The organism is Butyrivibrio sp. LB2008 (assembly GCF_000621565.1).
In the GTDB taxonomy this organism is placed as follows: domain Bacteria; phylum Bacillota; class Clostridia; order Lachnospirales; family Lachnospiraceae; genus Butyrivibrio.
On sequence record NZ_JHXZ01000009.1, the window covers coordinates 324643 to 341832 of the forward strand.

Genomic DNA, 17190 nt, shown 5'->3' on the forward strand with positions numbered 1-17190 from the left:
TTATCCGCCCTGTTTTCTGTTTATTCGTCAAATATTATTTAAATTCTGTTGAATAATATGGAATTACAAGTGTTTCTCCCGCAATTAAGTCAGATGCGTCCGATAAATTGTTAATATTGCACACTTCCTCAATGTAATCGTTTATATCATCGTAATGATCGGCTGAATACATTGAAGCAGCTATTGTCCAGAGATTGTCACCGGGATGGATGTTAATCGATCTGTAATATTTATATTCAGGCACATATGTATCGGACTGTGCATCAGAATTAAAACTAGTCAAGTTGAAAACTATGATGAAGATCAATGCCGAGATTGCGACCATAAGTGATATAAACTGTCTTCTGACAATATTCTTACGTCTGATCTTGTTATTTCTGATTCTGATCTCGCTCTTGCTGAAATATCTGGGATCGTTGTATAAACTTGCTGCAATAGTCAATGCTTCACTCATAACTGCCACCTTTCCACATAAATCGAACAAATATTTGCGAACAACCGTTCTGCTATCATGATATCGAACAAACATTCGTTTGTCAAGAAAAAACAGAACATATTTTCGCGAACAAATATTTGTGTTTTGAATTTTCATATGCTATACTTGTTAAAGAACCGGTACATCCTACGTATCAAGCAGTTTATCGACGATAGATGATGTTTCGGGATTTAGGAGGTATATATGGATAAGAGCAAACTTACACCAATTCAGCAGAAGATCCTTGATTATATCAAGGAAGAGACATTAACAAAGGGCTTTCCTCCGTCAGTACGCGACATTTGTGCTGCGGTTAATCTTAAATCTACATCTTCAGTTTTTACACATCTGGGTAATTTGGAGAAAAAGGGATATATCAAGCGTGACCCCACCAAGCCGCGTGCGATTACTATCTGCGATGACAGTTTTAATATGATAAGAACAGAGATCGTAAGCATTCCTGTTGTCGGTCAGGTTGCCGCAGGCTCTCCTATCCTTGCTGAGGAAAATATTGATTCTTACATTCCGATTCCCGCATCTATGTGTCCTAAGGGATCAGATGCATTTATTCTGAATGTTAAGGGTGATTCAATGATAAATGCCGGTATATACAACGGCGATCAGATCTTTGTAGAGGTATGTAACACTGCCAAGAACGGCGAGCAGGTCGTTGCACTTATAGATGATTCGGCTACGGTCAAGACTTTCTATAAAGAGAACAATCACATCAGGCTTCAGCCCGAAAATGATACCATGGATCCCATAATCGTAGATGATTGCAAAATCCTCGGCAGAGTGTTCGGAGTTATGAGATTTTATAAGTGATAGGAATATAAATGATAAAAATATAAATGATAAAAATACGGCCGATATGGTTCATAATCGAATCATACCGGCCGCTTATTCATTCTAATTTAATTAAGACTTTCTTTTTCTACAGGCTTTCCGTCTCTCCAGATTCTCTCAAGATCATAGAATACTCTGTTCTCACTGTCAAAAACATGTACAATGATATCACCGAAATCCAGAAGAATCCAATTTGCTGATTCATAGCCTTCAACGTTCTTTGTAAGATACCCTGCTCTTCCGAGAGCGTCCTGAACGCTGTCTGCCATGGCCTGTACCTGGTTTGAGTTTGTTCCGTTTGCGATTATAAAATAATCTGCAAGTGTAGAAATTTCGCTTATATCAATGGCATGAACATCAATACCTTTTCTGTCTTCCAATGCATCCATTGCCATCAAAGCCATTTTCTTTGAGTTCTCAATATCTGACATATTCACCTCATTCTTATTTATAGTATTTCTTGTAGAACTCATAAGCTTTCATAGTGGTATCATCACACTCTTTTCCTATGGTTCTTAAATATACGATTGAATTGTACAATATATGCGCAAGGCACTTATCTATATCAGAAAACGCTTCCTGCCTGATGATATTCATGTCATCGAGAGGTTTTCTGTTAGGTTCTATGAAATCTGCGATATATACGATCTTTTCAAGAAGAGACATATTTTCTCTTCCTGTTGTATGATATCTTATCGCATCAAGGATTTCCCTGTCGCGGATCTCATATTTGGTGCTTGCAATATAGATTCCTGCTTTTGCATGAAGAAGTGAATGATTCCTTCTTTCAACATCAGTAAGTTCTATATTGTTCTTTTCACAGATCTTAAGCTGTTCTTCATGCGACAGACATTTGGCGCAGTCATGCAAGAATCCTGCAATAAGTGCTTTTTCGACGTTTGCTCCGTGTACCATCGCAAGAGAAGCACTTGTGTATGCAACGCCCAGAGTATGGTCGAAACGATCGGGCTTTAATTCCTTTTCGAGCTCTTTTCTAAGCTTTTGAGTAATATCTAAGGTCTTCATTTATATAATCCTTTTAAACATATAAACTCTATGCACTCTTTAGGAACCATATATTTAATGCTTCTGCCCGTTCTGACTCTTTTTCTGATCTCTTGTGAAGAGATATCAATTCTGTTAAATGTAAGAAACTGTATATCAACATCAAATTGTTTGAGTAGTTTTCTTCTCACGCTGTCAAGTGCAGCAACATCATGGTTGTCTCTTACAGCGGCAAGAATCGTGCAAGACTTAAGAAGCTCTTTTGCATTATACCAGGTATCAATATCTACAACGGCATCTCCGCCAAGTATTAGATAAAGCTCATCGCCGGGATACATGCTCTTAAGCTCTTCCAATGTGTCATATGTATAGGTTCCTTTTGGTTTATCAATCTCGATTCTGGAGCAGGTAAAATATGGATTGTCTTTGATTGCCATTTTGACCATATTATATCTGATATCTCCGGGTGATAAAGTGCTTCCCTTCATAAGATGAGCAAGTTTCTCGGGGATAAAGATTACTCTGTCCAAACCATATTGCTCCCTTGCGGCTTCTCCTAAAAGAAGATGTCCGTAGTGTATTGGGTCAAAGTTTCCTACAAAAATACCGATCTTTCTGCTAGCCATAAGAGCGCCTCCGTAATGGGATAATGCATTCTTGAACATGAAGTTCAAGAATGCATCAACCAAGCCAATTTGAATCGACTTCGTCGATAGGGCTTGGTTGACTCCTGAATCATGTTCTCACGAAATCCGCAGCCAGTGCGGATTTCTGTAATTTCATTTAAGATGTTATAGAAATCAGTTAACAGCCTTCTTGGTCTTGGGTAAAACTATCTTGGGTTCGTCCTTGAATGGCTTATATAACACAAATTTTCTTCCGATAACCTGAACGAGATCCGAACGTGTTCTCTCAGAAACCATAATTGCTACGTTCGATACATCATCCATGCAGTTCTTTAAAACAGCGATCTTAACAAGCTCATGTGTATTGAATGTTTCAGCAATCGCGTCTATTATTTCCGGTGTTACGGTTGATTTACCTATCTGAAAAACAGGATCAAGATCAGCCGCAAGACTCTTTAAATATGCTCTTTGTTTACTTGTTAATGTCATTATGTTTCATCCTCTTCATCGTCATATTCATCTGTATCGCCGGCAGGAACAGTATCTGCGTTGCGATAGTATTCAAAGCTGTATCCGTACATTCTTACGGTATCACCTTCGTTTATGTGGAGCTTCTCAAGCTCATCCAGAATACCGTTGTCCTTGAGGAAGTTCTGGAAGAATGCAAATCCCTTCTCGGATTCAAGGTTAGTATAACCAAGCATTTTCTCAATCTTAGGTCCTTCAATGACGAACTCTTTCTCATCGCTATCATATGTTACCGTAAATGCCTCATCTGTATCACGAGCCATTGTCTCAGGGAAGAATTCCTGTTCAAATACAACAGCATCTTTCGGAAGTTCATCGAGAGTCCTACTTACATAGTATAGCAGTTCACGAATGCCTTTTCCAGTTAGGGTCGAGGTGGCAAAGACCTTAACTCCAAGCGGTTCGTACTTCTCTCTTATTTTCTTAATTATTTCTGAATTTTCACCGTCGGGAAGCATGTCAATCTTATTTGCAGCAATTACCTGAGGTTTGCTTGAAATATCGGCATTGTAGTTCTTAAGCTCCGCGTTGATAGCCTCGATATCTTCAATAGGATCTCGTCCCTCTGTTGAAGCCGCGTCTACAACATGGATCATCATACGAGTTCTCTCGATATGTCTCAAAAACTCATGTCCAAGGCCCAGTCCTTCCGAAGCGCCTTCGATAAGTCCCGGAATATCCGCAACAACAAAGCCTCTTGCATCAGAAAGATCAACTACACCGAGCATTGGAGACAATGTGGTGAAGTGATAGTTTGCAATCTTGGGCTTTGCGTTTGAAACCTTTGATAAAAAGGTTGATTTTCCGACATTGGGGAATCCGACAAGTCCCACATCGGCAATAACCTTAAGCTCAAGCATGACTTCAAGCATAAGCGCGGGCTGACCGGGCTGAGCGTATTTGGGTGCCTGCATTGTGGAAGTTGCGTAGTGCATATTTCCGTTTCCGCCTCTTCCGCCCTTTAAAATAACAGCCTTTTTGTTATCACCGCTCATATCGGCTATAACTTTGCCTGTGTTTGCTTCTTTTATGACAGTTCCTTCGGGAACTTTTATATATAAATCCTCGCCATTTTTACCATGGCAACGTCTCTTATTTCCATCCTGACCGTTTTGTGCTTTATACTTGCCGCCGTAATGAAAATCGGCAAGTGTATTGATACCTTCATCAACGATAAAGATCACGTCTCCGCCTTTTCCGCCGTCTCCGCCATCCGGGCCGCCGTTAGGCACATATTTCTCTCTTCGAAACGAAACATGTCCGTCTCCGCCTTTTCCGCTTTGTATAAAGATTTTTGCTTTATCTACAAATACTGGCATAATCTGTCCCTTTTCAAAATAAATGGATTACTTTAATAACAAAATCTATTTAATACAATATGGGCTTCAAACTCAAATGTTTGAAGCCCGCTTAGTTAAATTACTTATTCTCTACAGGATGAACGCTGGCCTGCTTTTTATCTCTGCCCTTACGCTCAAATCTAAGAACGCCATCAACAAGTGCGTATAATGTATCATCGCTACCGATTCCAACATTTACACCGGGATGGATGTGTGTTCCACGCTGTCTGTATAAAATATTACCGGCCTTAACGAACTGTCCGTCAGCTCTTTTTGCTCCAAGTCTCTTGGATTCTGAATCTCTACCGTTCTTGGTTGATCCAACACCCTTCTTATGAGCAAAAAATTGAAGGTTAATATTCAACATGACTTATCCCTCCTAAATTTAATGTTCAAAAACTTCTTACCGTACTGTCGGAATATACCATCTATACCTAATTCAAAAGATCTTACGAGAAGATCGGCTTCCTTTGAGAGTTCATCATCGAAGGAAATTGAAAAATAACCGTTGTCTTCATCAATATCACAAGAAAAATCATCCTTAGTCAACTCCTCAATAGAATTGGCAAGATTCAACGTAAGAATGGAAATTGCAGAACAAACAATATCCTCACCGCTATCGGCGTATCCGGCATGTCCGCTGCACTCAATTTTCTTGTATTTATCTGTTGAAGATTTGGTAATCGTAATAGTAGTCATTATTCCGTCTTACTAATAATTACATAGTGATCTTGTTAATCTTAACAAGTGTGAAAGGCTGTCTGTGACCATTCTTCTTGTGATAGCCAGTCTTTCTCTTGTACTTGTAAACAACAACCTTCTTAGCGCGGCCCTGCTCAACAACTGTTGCGCTAACCTTAGCTCCGCTAACATCTCCGGCTACCTTAAGTGCCTTGTCATCATTTACTGCAATAACATTGTCAAATGTTACTTCTTTTCCGGGCTCAACATCAAGCTTCTCAACTTTGATCTCATCACCCTCGGAAACTTTGTACTGCTTTCCACCAGTTACAATAATTGCGTACATAAGTTACCTCCTTCTTCAAAAAACTCGCTAACTTTGGCGGGACTAAACCACTTAAGCCTAGTTATGCGGCATACCAAAGTATCATATCATTGATGAATACTGTTGTCAACAGCTTTTTCGACATCCTTCAATATTTCTTTTAACGTTTTATCGTTTTTGTTTCTGGTGAGCTCCATGATGCCAAGCCCCGTAACATCTACAAAAACGGTATGTACCTGTTCGTACTTGCAAAAAGATTTGACTTTATGTATCAATTCTTCGTATTTTTCATCATCGTCCATATTGATAAAGTCGATGAGAATCATACCTGTGAGGTTCCGGAGGCGAATCTGTCTGAAAATCTCATTGACCGCTTCAAGATTTACCTTAAAGGCAATATCATCTTTTCCCTTGATAGCTTTCCCGCTGTTTACATCAATTGCATTAAAGCTTTCAAGCTGCTCGATGATAATATATGCTCCGCTTTTAAGCCAGACTTTACGGTGCTTTAGATCTTCAATCGCAGATTTTATCCCGTGAATGCCGGTATCTTCTATAATTTTATATTCGGATTCATTTCTTATTTTAAGAAATGCTTCGGCGCTTTCTATAAGCTTATCCGTACTTCCGCTGTCCGAAACGTGAACACAGCTGTAGAGAGTCCTTTTTCTTCCTTCCGAAAGAATTTCAGCAAGTTTATCAAGACAACTTTTAAAAGAACTTTCTATAACATCACGCGCCTTGTCATCTTCAATCTCAGATGCCTTGGTTCGTATGATTACACCGGCCGAAGCTCCAAAGAGCTCATCCGTATATTCCTGCATAATAGTCTCGTAATCTGCTTTTATCTCATCTGCAAGTAAAGTCCTTATGTTATCAGAAAGCTTTATCGATGCACCGACGCCGTATTTACCAAGCGTCACCGCAACATAATCATCCGATATGGACAGATTTGTCGTAAGTTTTGTTTTCTTGGTCTTAACGGCTTCGGATTCTACCTGAACAATGACATCATCACCGTTCTTAAGAGCATCGCCGCTTTCAAACGGGCGGTTTATAACACAAGCACCTGTTATGTTTCGTAAAGGCAGATACCCTGTCTTATCCTTGTCATATCTGACAAAAGCGGCATTTATATTCTTTACTATATGATCGACTTTGGCTACGTAAATGTTTCCAAGTTCATTATCTCTTACAAAAGAAAGATATTCCATCTTATTGCCAATAAAAGCGGTTACGACCGGTGTATTCAGATATTCGGAAATAATGATCTCAGACATTTAAATAAAACCTCTTTTGTATATCATCTGTTATAAATGGCTCTATATAAGGCTTTCCGTCGTTTTCGACATATTTATAAATATCAAGTCTGTGAATAGCCATTGCATGTGGCGCAAGCTCTTCTTTCATATGATCAAAAAATCCTTGAAGCAAAAGTGCGGGTTTAAGAGTGGCGCTACTGCTCATGCTGAGTAAAAGCTCGATGTATCCCTGCTCTTTGTCAAAAGAAAAATCGAATATCATAGGCTTCATATCGATTTCTTTTTCGCCCTTCTTTGTCTTTTTCATGGCAGGAAGCTTATCCAGCGCAAGGTATTCTTTGAATTTTTCAATCCAGTCATATGAGGGCTTAAATTTCTCTCTGAAAGAGATCCTGTATTTGGCAGCGTGACAAGCAGTCATGGCCTTCTCATCGCCTTCTGAAAGTTCTCTTATTGCAAGAATCTCAATGCCCTCATTCATGACAGAATTTAATCTGTTCATGATGTCTTCTGCGCTTACCATGGAATTAACGGAAATATCCATGTATTCTCCGTCACTTGTAGCTCCTACGCTCAAAGGCTGGGCAAAAGATATGACCTGATGCGGGCTGAAGCCTTCAGAATACTTGATATCGATCTCAGCTCTTCTGATGGCTTTCTGAAAATACCTCATAACATCGAGGTGGCCGATAAATTTGATCGGGCCGTTTTTAGAAAATTTAAGACGTAATTTATTCATAAAAGATCAACTTTCTTTTTTGTTCTCAAAACATACTCCGACGCCGTATGATGCGGCTCCGCAGCCAAGACAGCCGTTTCTGCAGTTGCTTGACTTGTTTCCGGCAAGAGCATTTTTCCATTCGCGAAGAAGGAAGGATTTGGTAACACCGCAATTTAATATATCCCATGGGAAAATCTCGTCGTCGCTTCTTTCCCTTACGGTATAGAACATAGGATCTACGCCGCATTCTTTAAATGTATCCATCCATACGTCGAACTTAAAGTATTCACCCCACGCATCGAAGATACAGCCTTTTTCATAGGCCTTTAAGATAACGTCGCAGAGCTTTCTGTCGCCTCTTGCAAGGACACCTTCCATCATGCTCGCATCAGCTTCGTGCCAGTTGTACTTGATATGCTTCTGGTTAAGCTGTGACATGATGCCTTTTCTGGTCTTATTTGCCTTTTCAAGGAATTCTTCCTTGGTATTCATGGGAGCCCACTGGAACGGAGTAAACGGCTTAGGTACAAAGAAAGATGTACTTGCAACGATATCAATTGTTCTTCCGTTTCTCTTTTCCTTGGGAACGGTATCAAAGTATTCCGCAGCCACTTTATTGGCAATCTCACCGATTCCGAGGATATCTTCGTCTGTCTCTGTCGGAAGCCCTAGCATGAAATAGAGCTTAACTTTGTTCCAACCTCCAAGAAACGCCTCGTGCGAGCCTCTTAAGATATCTTCCTCTGTAAGTCCCTTATTTATAACATCTCTCATTCTCTGAGTTCCGGCCTCGGGCGCAAATGTAAGACTGCTCTTTTTTACGTCCTGAACCTTGCTCATAACATCAAGTGAGAATGCATCAATTCTAAGAGAAGGAAGTGAAATATTGACCTTTCTCTCATTGCAACTCTTTATCAGGAAATCAATGAGCTCGGGGAGCTTGGTATAATCACTTGAACTTAATGAACTGAGTGAGATTTCCTCATACCCCGTGTTCTTTAATGACTCAATAGCAAGTTCCTTTAGGTGCTCGACATCTTTTTCCCTGAGCGGCTTGTAGAGCTGTCCCGCCTGACAGAATCTGCAACCTCTGATGCAACCTCTCATGATCTCAAGGACTACTCTGTCCTGAGTTATCTTGATATAGGGAACAACAGGTTTTGTGGGATAAAAAACATCTGATATCTCTAAACACATCTCTTTTTTGATGGTTTTTGGGATATCATCGTATATCGGAAGCATAGATTTAATAGTTCCGTCTTCCTTATATTCGACATTATAGAACCCAGGAACGTAGATACCGGGCATCTTTGCGCAGCCGTGAAGGAAATCTTCCCTTGAAGTTCCGTCAGCCCTACACTTTTTGTAATAATCAAAGATCTCTCTGTATCTCGTCTCGCCTTCACCTATATAAAATATGTCAAAAAAGTCCGCAATAGGCTCGGGATTGTATGTGCAGGGGCCTCCGCCTATTACGATCGGATGATCCCAGGTTCTTTCTTTTGCAAGAAGCGGGATCTTTGAAAGATCGAGAATCTGCAGTATATTTGTGTAACACATCTCGTACTGCAAAGTAAATCCGAGGAAGTCAAAGTCCTTTACAGGATCTTGTGATTCCAACGCAAAAAGAGGAATGTCCTCTTTTCTGAGGACCTCATCCATGTCGAGCCACGGCGAATAAACGCGCTCACACCAGACGTCCTCAAAAGAATTGAACATTCCGTATAAAATCTGTATTCCCAGATGTGACATACCAATCTCGTAAACATCAGGAAAGCACATAGCGAATCGAATATCAACCGCTTTTTTATCCTTCGTAATGCTGTTGGCTTCGTTTCCGATGTACCTTTCAGGTTTTTCGATACTTAAAAGTATGTCATCTGACAGTGCTAAATTGTAATTCATATTTTTCCCTTATCGTCTAGACAGTTCGTCGGTAATATCCTCCCAGCTGACATTTTTCTCAGCCATAAGGACCATCATATGATACAGGAAATCAGAAATTTCGTAAACTATTTCTTTTTCCTCGGGATTCTTTGAAGCAATAACAATCTCTGTTGCCTCTTCTCCGAGCTTCTTAAGAATCTTGTCTACACCCTTGTTAAACAGGTAATTTGTATAAGAACCCTCTCTGGGATTAACCTTTCTGTCTTTAATAACATCATATACGTTGTCGAGAACTTTCTGAGGATTCTTCTCGGTATAGTTCTTGCTCGCAATCTCATTAAAGAAACAGGAATATTTTCCTGTATGACATGCTGCGCCGATCTGCTTAACCTTAGCAAGGATCGTATCATAGTCGCAATCGGTATAAAGAGATTTCACATACTGATAATGTGAACTGGTTTCGCCCTTTATCCAGAGCTCATTGCGGCTTCTGCTGTAATATGTCATCTTGCCTGTTTTGATTGTCATGTTATATGCTTCCTCGTTCATATAAGCAAGCATAAGAACCTGATCTGTGCGGTAGTCCTGAACAATAACGGGAACCATTCCGTCGGAGTTCTTTTTGAGCTGATCCCATGAAAAAGCAGCTTCAAGTCTGAATACGGGAATTCCCGCACTCTTGCAGGCATCCTTCCAGTCATTTATCCTTGCATAGTTCTTATTTACATAAGTTCCCGTAACACCCTGAACCTTATCTGATTTAAGGCTTTCTACAAGGCTGTTGTCATCGCTCTGTTCAACGAATAATATTACGGGCAAAAGAGAATTTGTCTTGAATTTACTGTTATCGCCTATAAATATAAGCTCTGAAGCAAGTTCATCGACATTCTCGATATCATCTGTAATATCCTGAGGATTGCTGTAGCAGATACCGATCTTTTCTTTGCCGAATTTGCTTGAAACCTCTTTGAGGATCTCTCTGTTGCCTTCTTTGGAATAGTTAAGGAACGCCTTCTTGCATCCGGCATAAATGAGCTTCTTGATGTCCTCCATGCGCTTAACGTTTCCAGCACCGATAACTTCAACGTCTACGGCTTTGCAGATCTTCTGAAGCATATGAAGTGAATCTTCGTGAAGTTTGTCATCTCCCTCGGGTGAAAGATCGAATACTATAATCTCATCCGCACCTGCGTCGGAATAAGCCTCAGCAAGCGCTGCGGGGGCTTCGCTAATAACATCTGATTTCTTAAAATCCGACCAAGCCTTATCTTCACACAGATAAATGCAGGGGATAAATTTCTTATTGTCATTCATAATTTAAAGGGCTCCTTTTGTGCTGAGAACATCTTTGATCCTGGGATCGAAACTTGTTGCTTCGTCAAGTGACTTGGCAAAAGCCTTGAACATTGCTTCAATCTTGTGATGTTCATTATATCCGGTTATTACTCTGAGGTGAATATTCATCATTGCCGCATAAGAAACAGCATAGAAAAACTCACTTACAAGCTGTGTATCAAAATCTCCCACCATGGGAGCGTTAAACTCGGCGTCCATAACAAAATACGGTCTACCGCAGAGATCTACTGCACTCATAACAAGTGTCTCATCCATAGGAAGGATCATGCTTCCGTATCTCTTAATGCCTTTTTTGTCACCGATTGCCTTCAGGATAGCCTGTCCCAGGACAATTCCGGTATCTTCAACAGTGTGGTGTCCGTCTACATTGAGATCGCCGGTGACCTTGACTGTAAGATCGAACAGACCGTGCCTTGCGAATCCTTCAAGCATGTGGTCAAAAAAGCCGATGCCTGTTGAAATATCACTTGTTCCCGTTCCGTCTATGTTGATGGTTACGGCAATCTGAGTTTCTTTAGTATTCCGGGTAACACTTGCAATTCTGTTATCCATAATTTGTGTCTCCTTATTTACCAGTACAAAATATTGTTGTTATCTGTTCGGCTTAAAAACCAAACTTGCATTTTATGGACATTTTAGAAAGTACACTTGCAATTTTAAAACAATTATATACAATTTCAAAAACGAATTATCGCTATTTGCGATATCACGCAATACGATAACAACTGGAATTTATCACTCAAATCTTACCGCTATAGAGTTTGCGTGAGCTGTAAGCCCCTCTTCCTTGGCAAAGAGCTCGATATCTTCGTGAACCTTGCTGAGCGCATCTCTTGAATAAGAAATGATGCTTGTCTTCTTCATGAAATCATCAACATTTAAAGGTGAGAAGAATCTTGCGGTTCTGTTTGTTGGAAGAATGTGATTGGGACCTGCAAAATAATCTCCGAGAGGCTCTGATGAATAAGCTCCGAGGAAAATTGCGCCCGCATTCTTTATCTTAGTCATTACTTCGTAAGGATCTTTTGTAATGATCTCAAGGTGCTCCGATGCGATTGCATTTGCTGCATCTACAGCTGCATCCATATCATCTGCGATAAATATATATCCGTAATTATCAAGAGATTTCTTGATGATATCCGATCTTGAAAGTTCCTTCAAAAATCCCTCAATTTCAGCGGAAACATCATTTGCAAGCTTCTCTGATGTTGTAACAAGTATTGCACTTGCAAGCTCATCGTGCTCAGCCTGTGAAAGAAGATCTGCGGCAACATATCTTGCATTAGCAGTCTCATCTGCAACAACAAGGATCTCACTTGGGCCTGCGATAGAATCGATTGAAACATGTCCGAAGCACGCTTTCTTTGCAAGAGCAACAAAGATATTTCCGGGGCCTGTGATCTTATCAACCTTAGGAATGCTCTCTGTTCCGAAAGCCATGGCAGCGATAGCCTGAGCTCCGCCTACTTTGTACACTTCCGTAACACCTGCGATATCTGCGGCAACCAAAGTTCCCGCATTTACCTTGCCGTCTTTTCCGGGAGGTGTGCACATTACAATTCTTTCAACGCCTGCAACTTTTGCAGGAACAACATTCATAAGAACGCTTGAAGGATAAGCGGCTTTTCCGCCGGGAACATAGACACCCGAGATCTCGATGGGAAGAATTCTCTGACCAAGGATGCTTCCGTCTTCTCTTGTATCAATCCAGGAATTTCTCTTCTGCTTCTCGTGGAATATACGAATGTTCTCAGCACTCTTTTTCATAACTTCCACAAATTTGGGATCAAGCTCTTTGTAAGCGGCCTTGATCTCATCTTCTGTAACTCTGACAGTAGAAGCTGAAAGTTCACTCTTATCGAATTTAAGAGTATATTCAAAAACAGCCTTATCACCGTTCTTTCTTACGTTATCAATTATTTCATTTACTGTATTTTCATATTCTGTGTAGCTTCCGGGATTTCTGTTCAAAAGATTTCCAAGGAGTTCGCTCTGTGTTTCTTCTGTAAGCTTTAATGTACGCATATCTTATAAATTCTCCTTCATAGCATTGATGAGTTTTCTGATTCTCTCTGTTTCCATCTGCATGCTAACCTGATTTACAATAACTCTTGCCGATAACGGACAAATTTCTTCCAAGACTTCAAGTCCGTTTTCTCTGAGTGTTGATCCTGTTTCAACGATATCGACGATCACATCCGACAGATTAACAATAGGTCCAAGTTCAACCGAACCGTTTAATTTGATTATATCTACAGTCTGATGCTTTTTATTAAAAAAGTAATCTTTTGCAATGTTCGGATACTTACTTGCAACGCGGATCATCTCGCGATGCTCCAGAAGGCTCTTGGCATCATGCGGTCCGCAGACGCACATTCTGCATTTTCCAAATCCGAGGTCCAAAACCTCGTATACTCTTCTGTTTTCTTCAAGAATAGTATCTGCGCCGACAATTCCTATATCTGCGGCGCCGTACTCAACATAAGTCGGTACATCGGGCCCTTTTGCGAGAAAGAACTTAAGTCCAAGTTCCTCATTTGTAAAAATAAGTTTTCTTGTCTTTTTATCAAGTACTTCCTCGCATTCAATCCCACATTTATTTAAAAGTTCCATTGTGTCTTTTACAAGTCTGCCTTTTCCAAGCGCAAAAGTTAAATATCTCATGTCTCCTCCGATCATTCAGCCTCCAAAGCAACATTTGTGCCATTTTTTCTAAGTTCTTTTGCTTTGCTGAGTGCTTCCTCAAAAGTGTTCTCGTTGTATGTGATGACTACTCGCTCAGCTTCATGCTCAACTGTGGCATTCTGTCTGTAAAGTGCAGACATGAGGTCATCAATTATAATTGAGAAACCTATCGAAGGTGCATCTGTTCCGTATTTACCGAGAAGATTATCGTATCTTCCGCCCTTTGCAATGGCATCTCCCACGCCGTATGTATATGCAAGGAAGATCACGCCTGTGTAATAATTGAATTTACTGAGGATTCCGAGGTCAAAAGAAACATATTTCTCAACACCGTAATTTGTAAGAACCCTGTAGAGATCCTTAAGTCTCTTTATTGCATCGAGTGAACGCTTGTTGCTCACTTCGCTCTGAGCCTTATCGAGAGCTTCATCCGTTCCGATAAATTCAGCGACCTTACCGATAAGACCACGATATTTCTCGGGAACGTTTCTTTCGCTCAAGATTCCTTCAACAGCAAAAATATTCTTATCAATGATCTGCTCTCTGATCTTTTCCTCTGTATCAGCGTCGATTCCGGCCTCCTCGCAGACTCCCTTGTAATAATCCGCATCACCTATACTGATCTGGAAATTAGTAAGTCCCGTGCTCTTAAGAGCCTCGATCAAAAGAGCTATATTCTCGGCATCGGCATATACTGAAGAATCATTCATAAGCTCAACGCCTATATTTGTGTTCTGTTTAAGCTTTCCCTGAAAACTTGATGTATTAAGGAAAGTCTTGCCGTTATAGCAAACACGGACAGGCTTTGAATCCTCAAGCATCACCTTGGAAGCACAACGTGCGATCGCAGGTGTGAAATCAGGTCTTAAAACAAGAGTATTTCCGTCTTTATCAAAGAACTTGTAGAGTTCACGCGCATCTGATGCATTGATCTCATCTGCGAAAACATCGAAGAACTCAAATGTCGGTGTGTCAATATCGCTATATCCATAGCTTTTGATGACATTATGGATCTTATTTTCAATAATAAGTCTGTCGCTGTATTCGCTTCCATAAATATCACGTACTCCGTCCGGAGTATGTAAAAGAACTTTATTCATAATAACCTCACTTAATCTATATATCATAAACAAAAATCTATGTGTCTGCTTTAGCGGTGCAAAGTAAAAAAAATTTACACTTTAGTATTGCACAGTGTTAATTAATTACTATACTACAGAGTTTAACATCAATTTTATAAAGCTGTCAATCACTTTTATTATCTGGCATCTAAGTCTTTTTGAAGTGCTTCGAGATAGGGAATGAGAAGGCCATTTTCACCCGGAGACTTTATTACAAATTCCTCAGAAAGTTCCTCGTGTCGAAAGCTTTTCCTTCCGCCATTCTCTGCTCTTTCCCAGAATTCATACAATTTTCTGAAAGGTAGATAATAGAACTCATTTAGTCCTGTATAATAAATTAGAAAAAAAGCTATTCCATCCTGATTTTCAAAGGTTTTCATGAACTCAACCTGGTGAGGATGGATATTTTCGAGTGCGAATGTCTCGGCAGCGCACTCTTTTGCGTCAAAACAAACAGGTATTCCCTGCACTACACCAATATAATCAACAGTACTCTTTTGTTCAAAATATGCAAGTGTAATATGTCTTGTACTCTTGTCAATCTTTATCGGTGTTATGGGAGTCGGGATTTTCTGGATAAGGGCAAGCGAAAGCTCATTGTATCTTTCATTTGTCCTGTTTATAAGTTCCTCCAAGGTAGATCCCCGGAGCCCCCTTGATTTCCATGTAGGCATATTTTTCCCCTTCTGTGTTGATTATATGCGATATAAATCCCTATTGATCAAAAAAACTGTCATAAGCATCGGGAAGCTCAGTCTTAAACTCTCTTCCTTTGATATTTTCAAATCCATTTGGCATATCATCGGGAAAGCACACTCTATAGCAGAAAAGAAGCTGGTGCTTGATATTCTTGTATGTTTTTCCGCCATATTTGACATCGCCGATAAGCGGATGTCCGATACTTGATAAATGCGCCCTTATCTGATGTGGCTTTCCTGTTATAAGCTTTACTTCAAGCATGGTAAGATCCGCATCTTTGTTATATTTAACGGGAACAATTTCCGTCTCTATATAAGAATATCTGTCATCGTGAGGATCATCTTTTTTTATAAAGACCTTGTTCTTCTTCTCATCTTTATAAAGAAATCCCTTTAGATAAATATTCTCGGAAAGATTCCCTGAAACTATCGTCTTGTAGTACTTATCGAGATTCCTGCTCTTTAGAAGCCTGTTCATCTCTCTTGCGCCCGGAAGTGATTTGGCGCATATCACGATTCCGCCTGTATTCCGGTCGAGTCTGTTACATATTGAAGGCTTGTAAATATCCAGATCCTTCGCTGCATCGCTTCCTGTGCTCAAAAGATAATCGATAAGCCAGTCGTTTAAACTGATATCCTTAGGCGTACTCTTCTGTGACAGAAGTCCCACCGGTTTGGAGGCAAGAAGGATATTATCATCTTCATAAACAACCTTCACATTGCCGTACTTCGAGAGGTCTATATTTTTGTCATCGTTTTTGCTATTCTTAATGACGTCAGTATTTCCTTTGAATTTCGAAAATGTTTCATCAGAAAAAAAGATCTTTATAAGATCGTTTTCTCTAAGTTTCTCTGTTCCGTCAGCTTTCTTGCCGTTCAGAGTTATATTCTTTTTACGCAGCATCTTATAGATAAATCCGCCCGATGCACCGGGAAGATATCCTTTAAGGAAGCTGTCAAGGCGCTTTCCTGCTGCATTATTTCCGATTTTAATTTCTTTCATGACTATCCTTACAATGAAATGGACAAAAGAATTGATGCAGGTGTCTGCGTTGTTCCCGGAATCCAGCTGTCTTCAATAGCCTGTGGATCGATACCCTTATCTGCACGGAGCTTTTCAAGCTGCGAAAGCCTGTCACAGAATTTATCGATATCGGTAAAAATCTTGATGCTGTAGCTGGAATAACCACTCTGTGCGATCATCTTCTTGATGTGCTTCTCGCAATCAATCTCATCAATATCTTCATCCGAGGAATAGCAACAAATATTCTTATCAAGAACAGTTGATGCAGACACATTGAAATTCTTATCATACGATGTAATAACATGATCGTAGTGAATAAGAAGGCTTCCTCTGCATGCTTCGATCTTGTTTTTGTCAGCATCTTCACATGCTTTTGCCTTAATGAACATTATCATATTTACAGCGCTCCAGCCGGTAGGAAGGCATCCGAGTGCAGCGACGATACTCAAAACATTCTTTTGAGATCCGTATAATATAAGTCCTGCAACATATATTCCGAACGTGATAATAAGGCTGATCGCAGTCCTTAATATTGCAACACTCTTTCTGTATTTTATGTATCCAAAATCACCTTTATTTACTCTGTGAAGATCCAATTTGTTTTCCTCCG

General features: G+C 40.1%; 21 protein-coding genes. 1 reads left to right on the plus strand and 20 read right to left on the minus strand.

The window, feature by feature from the left end:
- Positions 1 to 34: 34 nt before the first annotated feature.
- The gene (locus T356_RS20035) at positions 35 to 454 is read right to left on the minus strand and encodes a LysM peptidoglycan-binding domain-containing protein (RefSeq protein WP_051563067.1); all 420 of its coding nucleotides are present in this window, start codon (positions 452 to 454) and stop codon (positions 35 to 37) included.
- Between the two features lie 225 nt (positions 455 to 679).
- Between T356_RS20035 and lexA the strand changes: the two genes are divergently transcribed.
- On the plus strand, positions 680 to 1300 hold the full coding sequence (gene lexA, locus T356_RS0101465) for a transcriptional repressor LexA (protein ID WP_026512959.1): 621 nt from the start codon (positions 680 to 682) through the stop codon (positions 1298 to 1300).
- A gap of 89 nt (positions 1301 to 1389) precedes the next feature.
- Here lexA and rsfS read toward each other — a convergent pair whose 3' ends face one another.
- The 19 genes from rsfS to T356_RS0101560 all read right to left on the minus strand — a co-directional run bounded on the left by rsfS (position 1390) and on the right by T356_RS0101560 (position 17176).
- Entirely contained in the window at positions 1390 to 1752 is a 363-nt protein-coding gene (gene rsfS / locus T356_RS0101470) for a ribosome silencing factor (RefSeq protein ID WP_026512960.1), read from the minus strand.
- Positions 1753 to 1765: 13 nt separating this feature from the next.
- Positions 1766 to 2347 carry a bis(5'-nucleosyl)-tetraphosphatase (symmetrical) YqeK gene (gene yqeK, locus T356_RS0101475; RefSeq protein WP_026512961.1) on the minus strand — a complete coding sequence of 194 codons (582 nt, stop codon included), beginning with the start codon at positions 2345 to 2347 and terminating at the stop codon, positions 1766 to 1768.
- Positions 2344 to 2952 carry a nicotinate-nucleotide adenylyltransferase gene (nadD, locus tag T356_RS0101480; RefSeq protein WP_026512962.1) on the minus strand — a complete coding sequence of 203 codons (609 nt, stop codon included), beginning with the start codon at positions 2950 to 2952 and terminating at the stop codon, positions 2344 to 2346. Before nadD ends, yqeK begins: the two co-directional genes overlap by 4 nt.
- Before the next feature lie 174 nt (positions 2953 to 3126).
- On the minus strand, positions 3127 to 3441 hold the full coding sequence (yhbY, locus tag T356_RS0101485; RefSeq protein WP_026512963.1) for a ribosome assembly RNA-binding protein YhbY: 315 nt from the start codon (positions 3439 to 3441) through the stop codon (positions 3127 to 3129).
- Positions 3441 to 4799, minus strand: coding sequence for a GTPase ObgE (gene obgE, locus T356_RS0101490; protein ID WP_026512964.1), 1359 nt, complete (start codon positions 4797 to 4799; stop codon positions 3441 to 3443). The genes yhbY and obgE overlap by 1 nt, the downstream gene beginning before the upstream one ends.
- Positions 4800 to 4899: 100 nt before the next feature.
- Complete coding sequence (gene rpmA / locus T356_RS0101495) at positions 4900 to 5187, minus strand: 50S ribosomal protein L27 (RefSeq protein WP_026512965.1); 288 nt, start codon at positions 5185 to 5187, stop codon at positions 4900 to 4902.
- Positions 5181 to 5519 (minus strand): ribosomal-processing cysteine protease Prp, encoded by a 339-nt coding sequence (locus T356_RS0101500; protein ID WP_026512966.1) that lies wholly within the window; start codon positions 5517 to 5519, stop codon positions 5181 to 5183. Before T356_RS0101500 ends, rpmA begins: the two co-directional genes overlap by 7 nt.
- A 19-nt stretch (positions 5520 to 5538) precedes the next feature.
- Positions 5539 to 5847 carry a 50S ribosomal protein L21 gene (gene rplU, locus T356_RS0101505; protein WP_026512967.1) on the minus strand — a complete coding sequence of 103 codons (309 nt, stop codon included), beginning with the start codon at positions 5845 to 5847 and terminating at the stop codon, positions 5539 to 5541.
- 86 nt (positions 5848 to 5933) lie between these two features.
- Positions 5934 to 7106, minus strand: coding sequence for a ribonuclease E/G (locus tag T356_RS0101510; RefSeq protein ID WP_026512968.1), 1173 nt, complete (start codon positions 7104 to 7106; stop codon positions 5934 to 5936).
- A complete protein-coding gene (locus T356_RS0101515; protein WP_026512969.1) occupies positions 7099 to 7827 on the minus strand; it encodes a TIGR03936 family radical SAM-associated protein in 729 nt (242 codons plus the stop codon). The genes T356_RS0101510 and T356_RS0101515 overlap by 8 nt, the downstream gene beginning before the upstream one ends.
- A gap of 6 nt (positions 7828 to 7833) precedes the next feature.
- Positions 7834 to 9714 carry a TIGR03960 family B12-binding radical SAM protein gene (locus tag T356_RS0101520; protein WP_026512970.1) on the minus strand — a complete coding sequence of 627 codons (1881 nt, stop codon included), beginning with the start codon at positions 9712 to 9714 and terminating at the stop codon, positions 7834 to 7836.
- A 9-nt stretch (positions 9715 to 9723) separates the two neighbouring features.
- Positions 9724 to 11010 carry a bifunctional phosphoribosyl-AMP cyclohydrolase/phosphoribosyl-ATP diphosphatase HisIE gene (gene hisIE, locus T356_RS20710; RefSeq protein WP_026512971.1) on the minus strand — a complete coding sequence of 429 codons (1287 nt, stop codon included), beginning with the start codon at positions 11008 to 11010 and terminating at the stop codon, positions 9724 to 9726.
- Between the two features lie 3 nt (positions 11011 to 11013).
- A complete protein-coding gene (gene hisB / locus T356_RS0101530; RefSeq protein ID WP_026512972.1) occupies positions 11014 to 11604 on the minus strand; it encodes an imidazoleglycerol-phosphate dehydratase HisB in 591 nt (196 codons plus the stop codon).
- Positions 11605 to 11787: 183 nt separating this feature from the next.
- A complete protein-coding gene (hisD, locus tag T356_RS0101535; protein ID WP_026512973.1) occupies positions 11788 to 13077 on the minus strand; it encodes a histidinol dehydrogenase in 1290 nt (429 codons plus the stop codon).
- A gap of 3 nt (positions 13078 to 13080) precedes the next feature.
- Positions 13081 to 13716, minus strand: a complete 636-nt coding sequence (gene hisG / locus T356_RS21220) for an ATP phosphoribosyltransferase (RefSeq protein WP_026512974.1) — start codon at positions 13714 to 13716, stop codon at positions 13081 to 13083.
- Positions 13717 to 13727: 11 nt separating this feature from the next.
- Positions 13728 to 14837, minus strand: coding sequence for an ATP phosphoribosyltransferase regulatory subunit (hisZ, locus tag T356_RS0101545; RefSeq protein WP_026512975.1), 1110 nt, complete (start codon positions 14835 to 14837; stop codon positions 13728 to 13730).
- 158 nt (positions 14838 to 14995) lie between these two features.
- Positions 14996 to 15532, minus strand: a complete 537-nt coding sequence (locus tag T356_RS0101550) for a Holliday junction resolvase RecU (RefSeq protein WP_026512976.1) — start codon at positions 15530 to 15532, stop codon at positions 14996 to 14998.
- 40 nt (positions 15533 to 15572) lie between these two features.
- On the minus strand, positions 15573 to 16559 hold the full coding sequence (locus T356_RS0101555) for an RluA family pseudouridine synthase (RefSeq protein ID WP_026512977.1): 987 nt from the start codon (positions 16557 to 16559) through the stop codon (positions 15573 to 15575).
- Positions 16560 to 16567: 8 nt separating this feature from the next.
- Positions 16568 to 17176: a hypothetical protein gene (locus T356_RS0101560; RefSeq protein ID WP_026512978.1), complete on the minus strand. Its 609-nt coding sequence runs from the start codon at positions 17174 to 17176 to the stop codon at positions 16568 to 16570.
- Positions 17177 to 17190 lie beyond the last annotated feature (14 nt).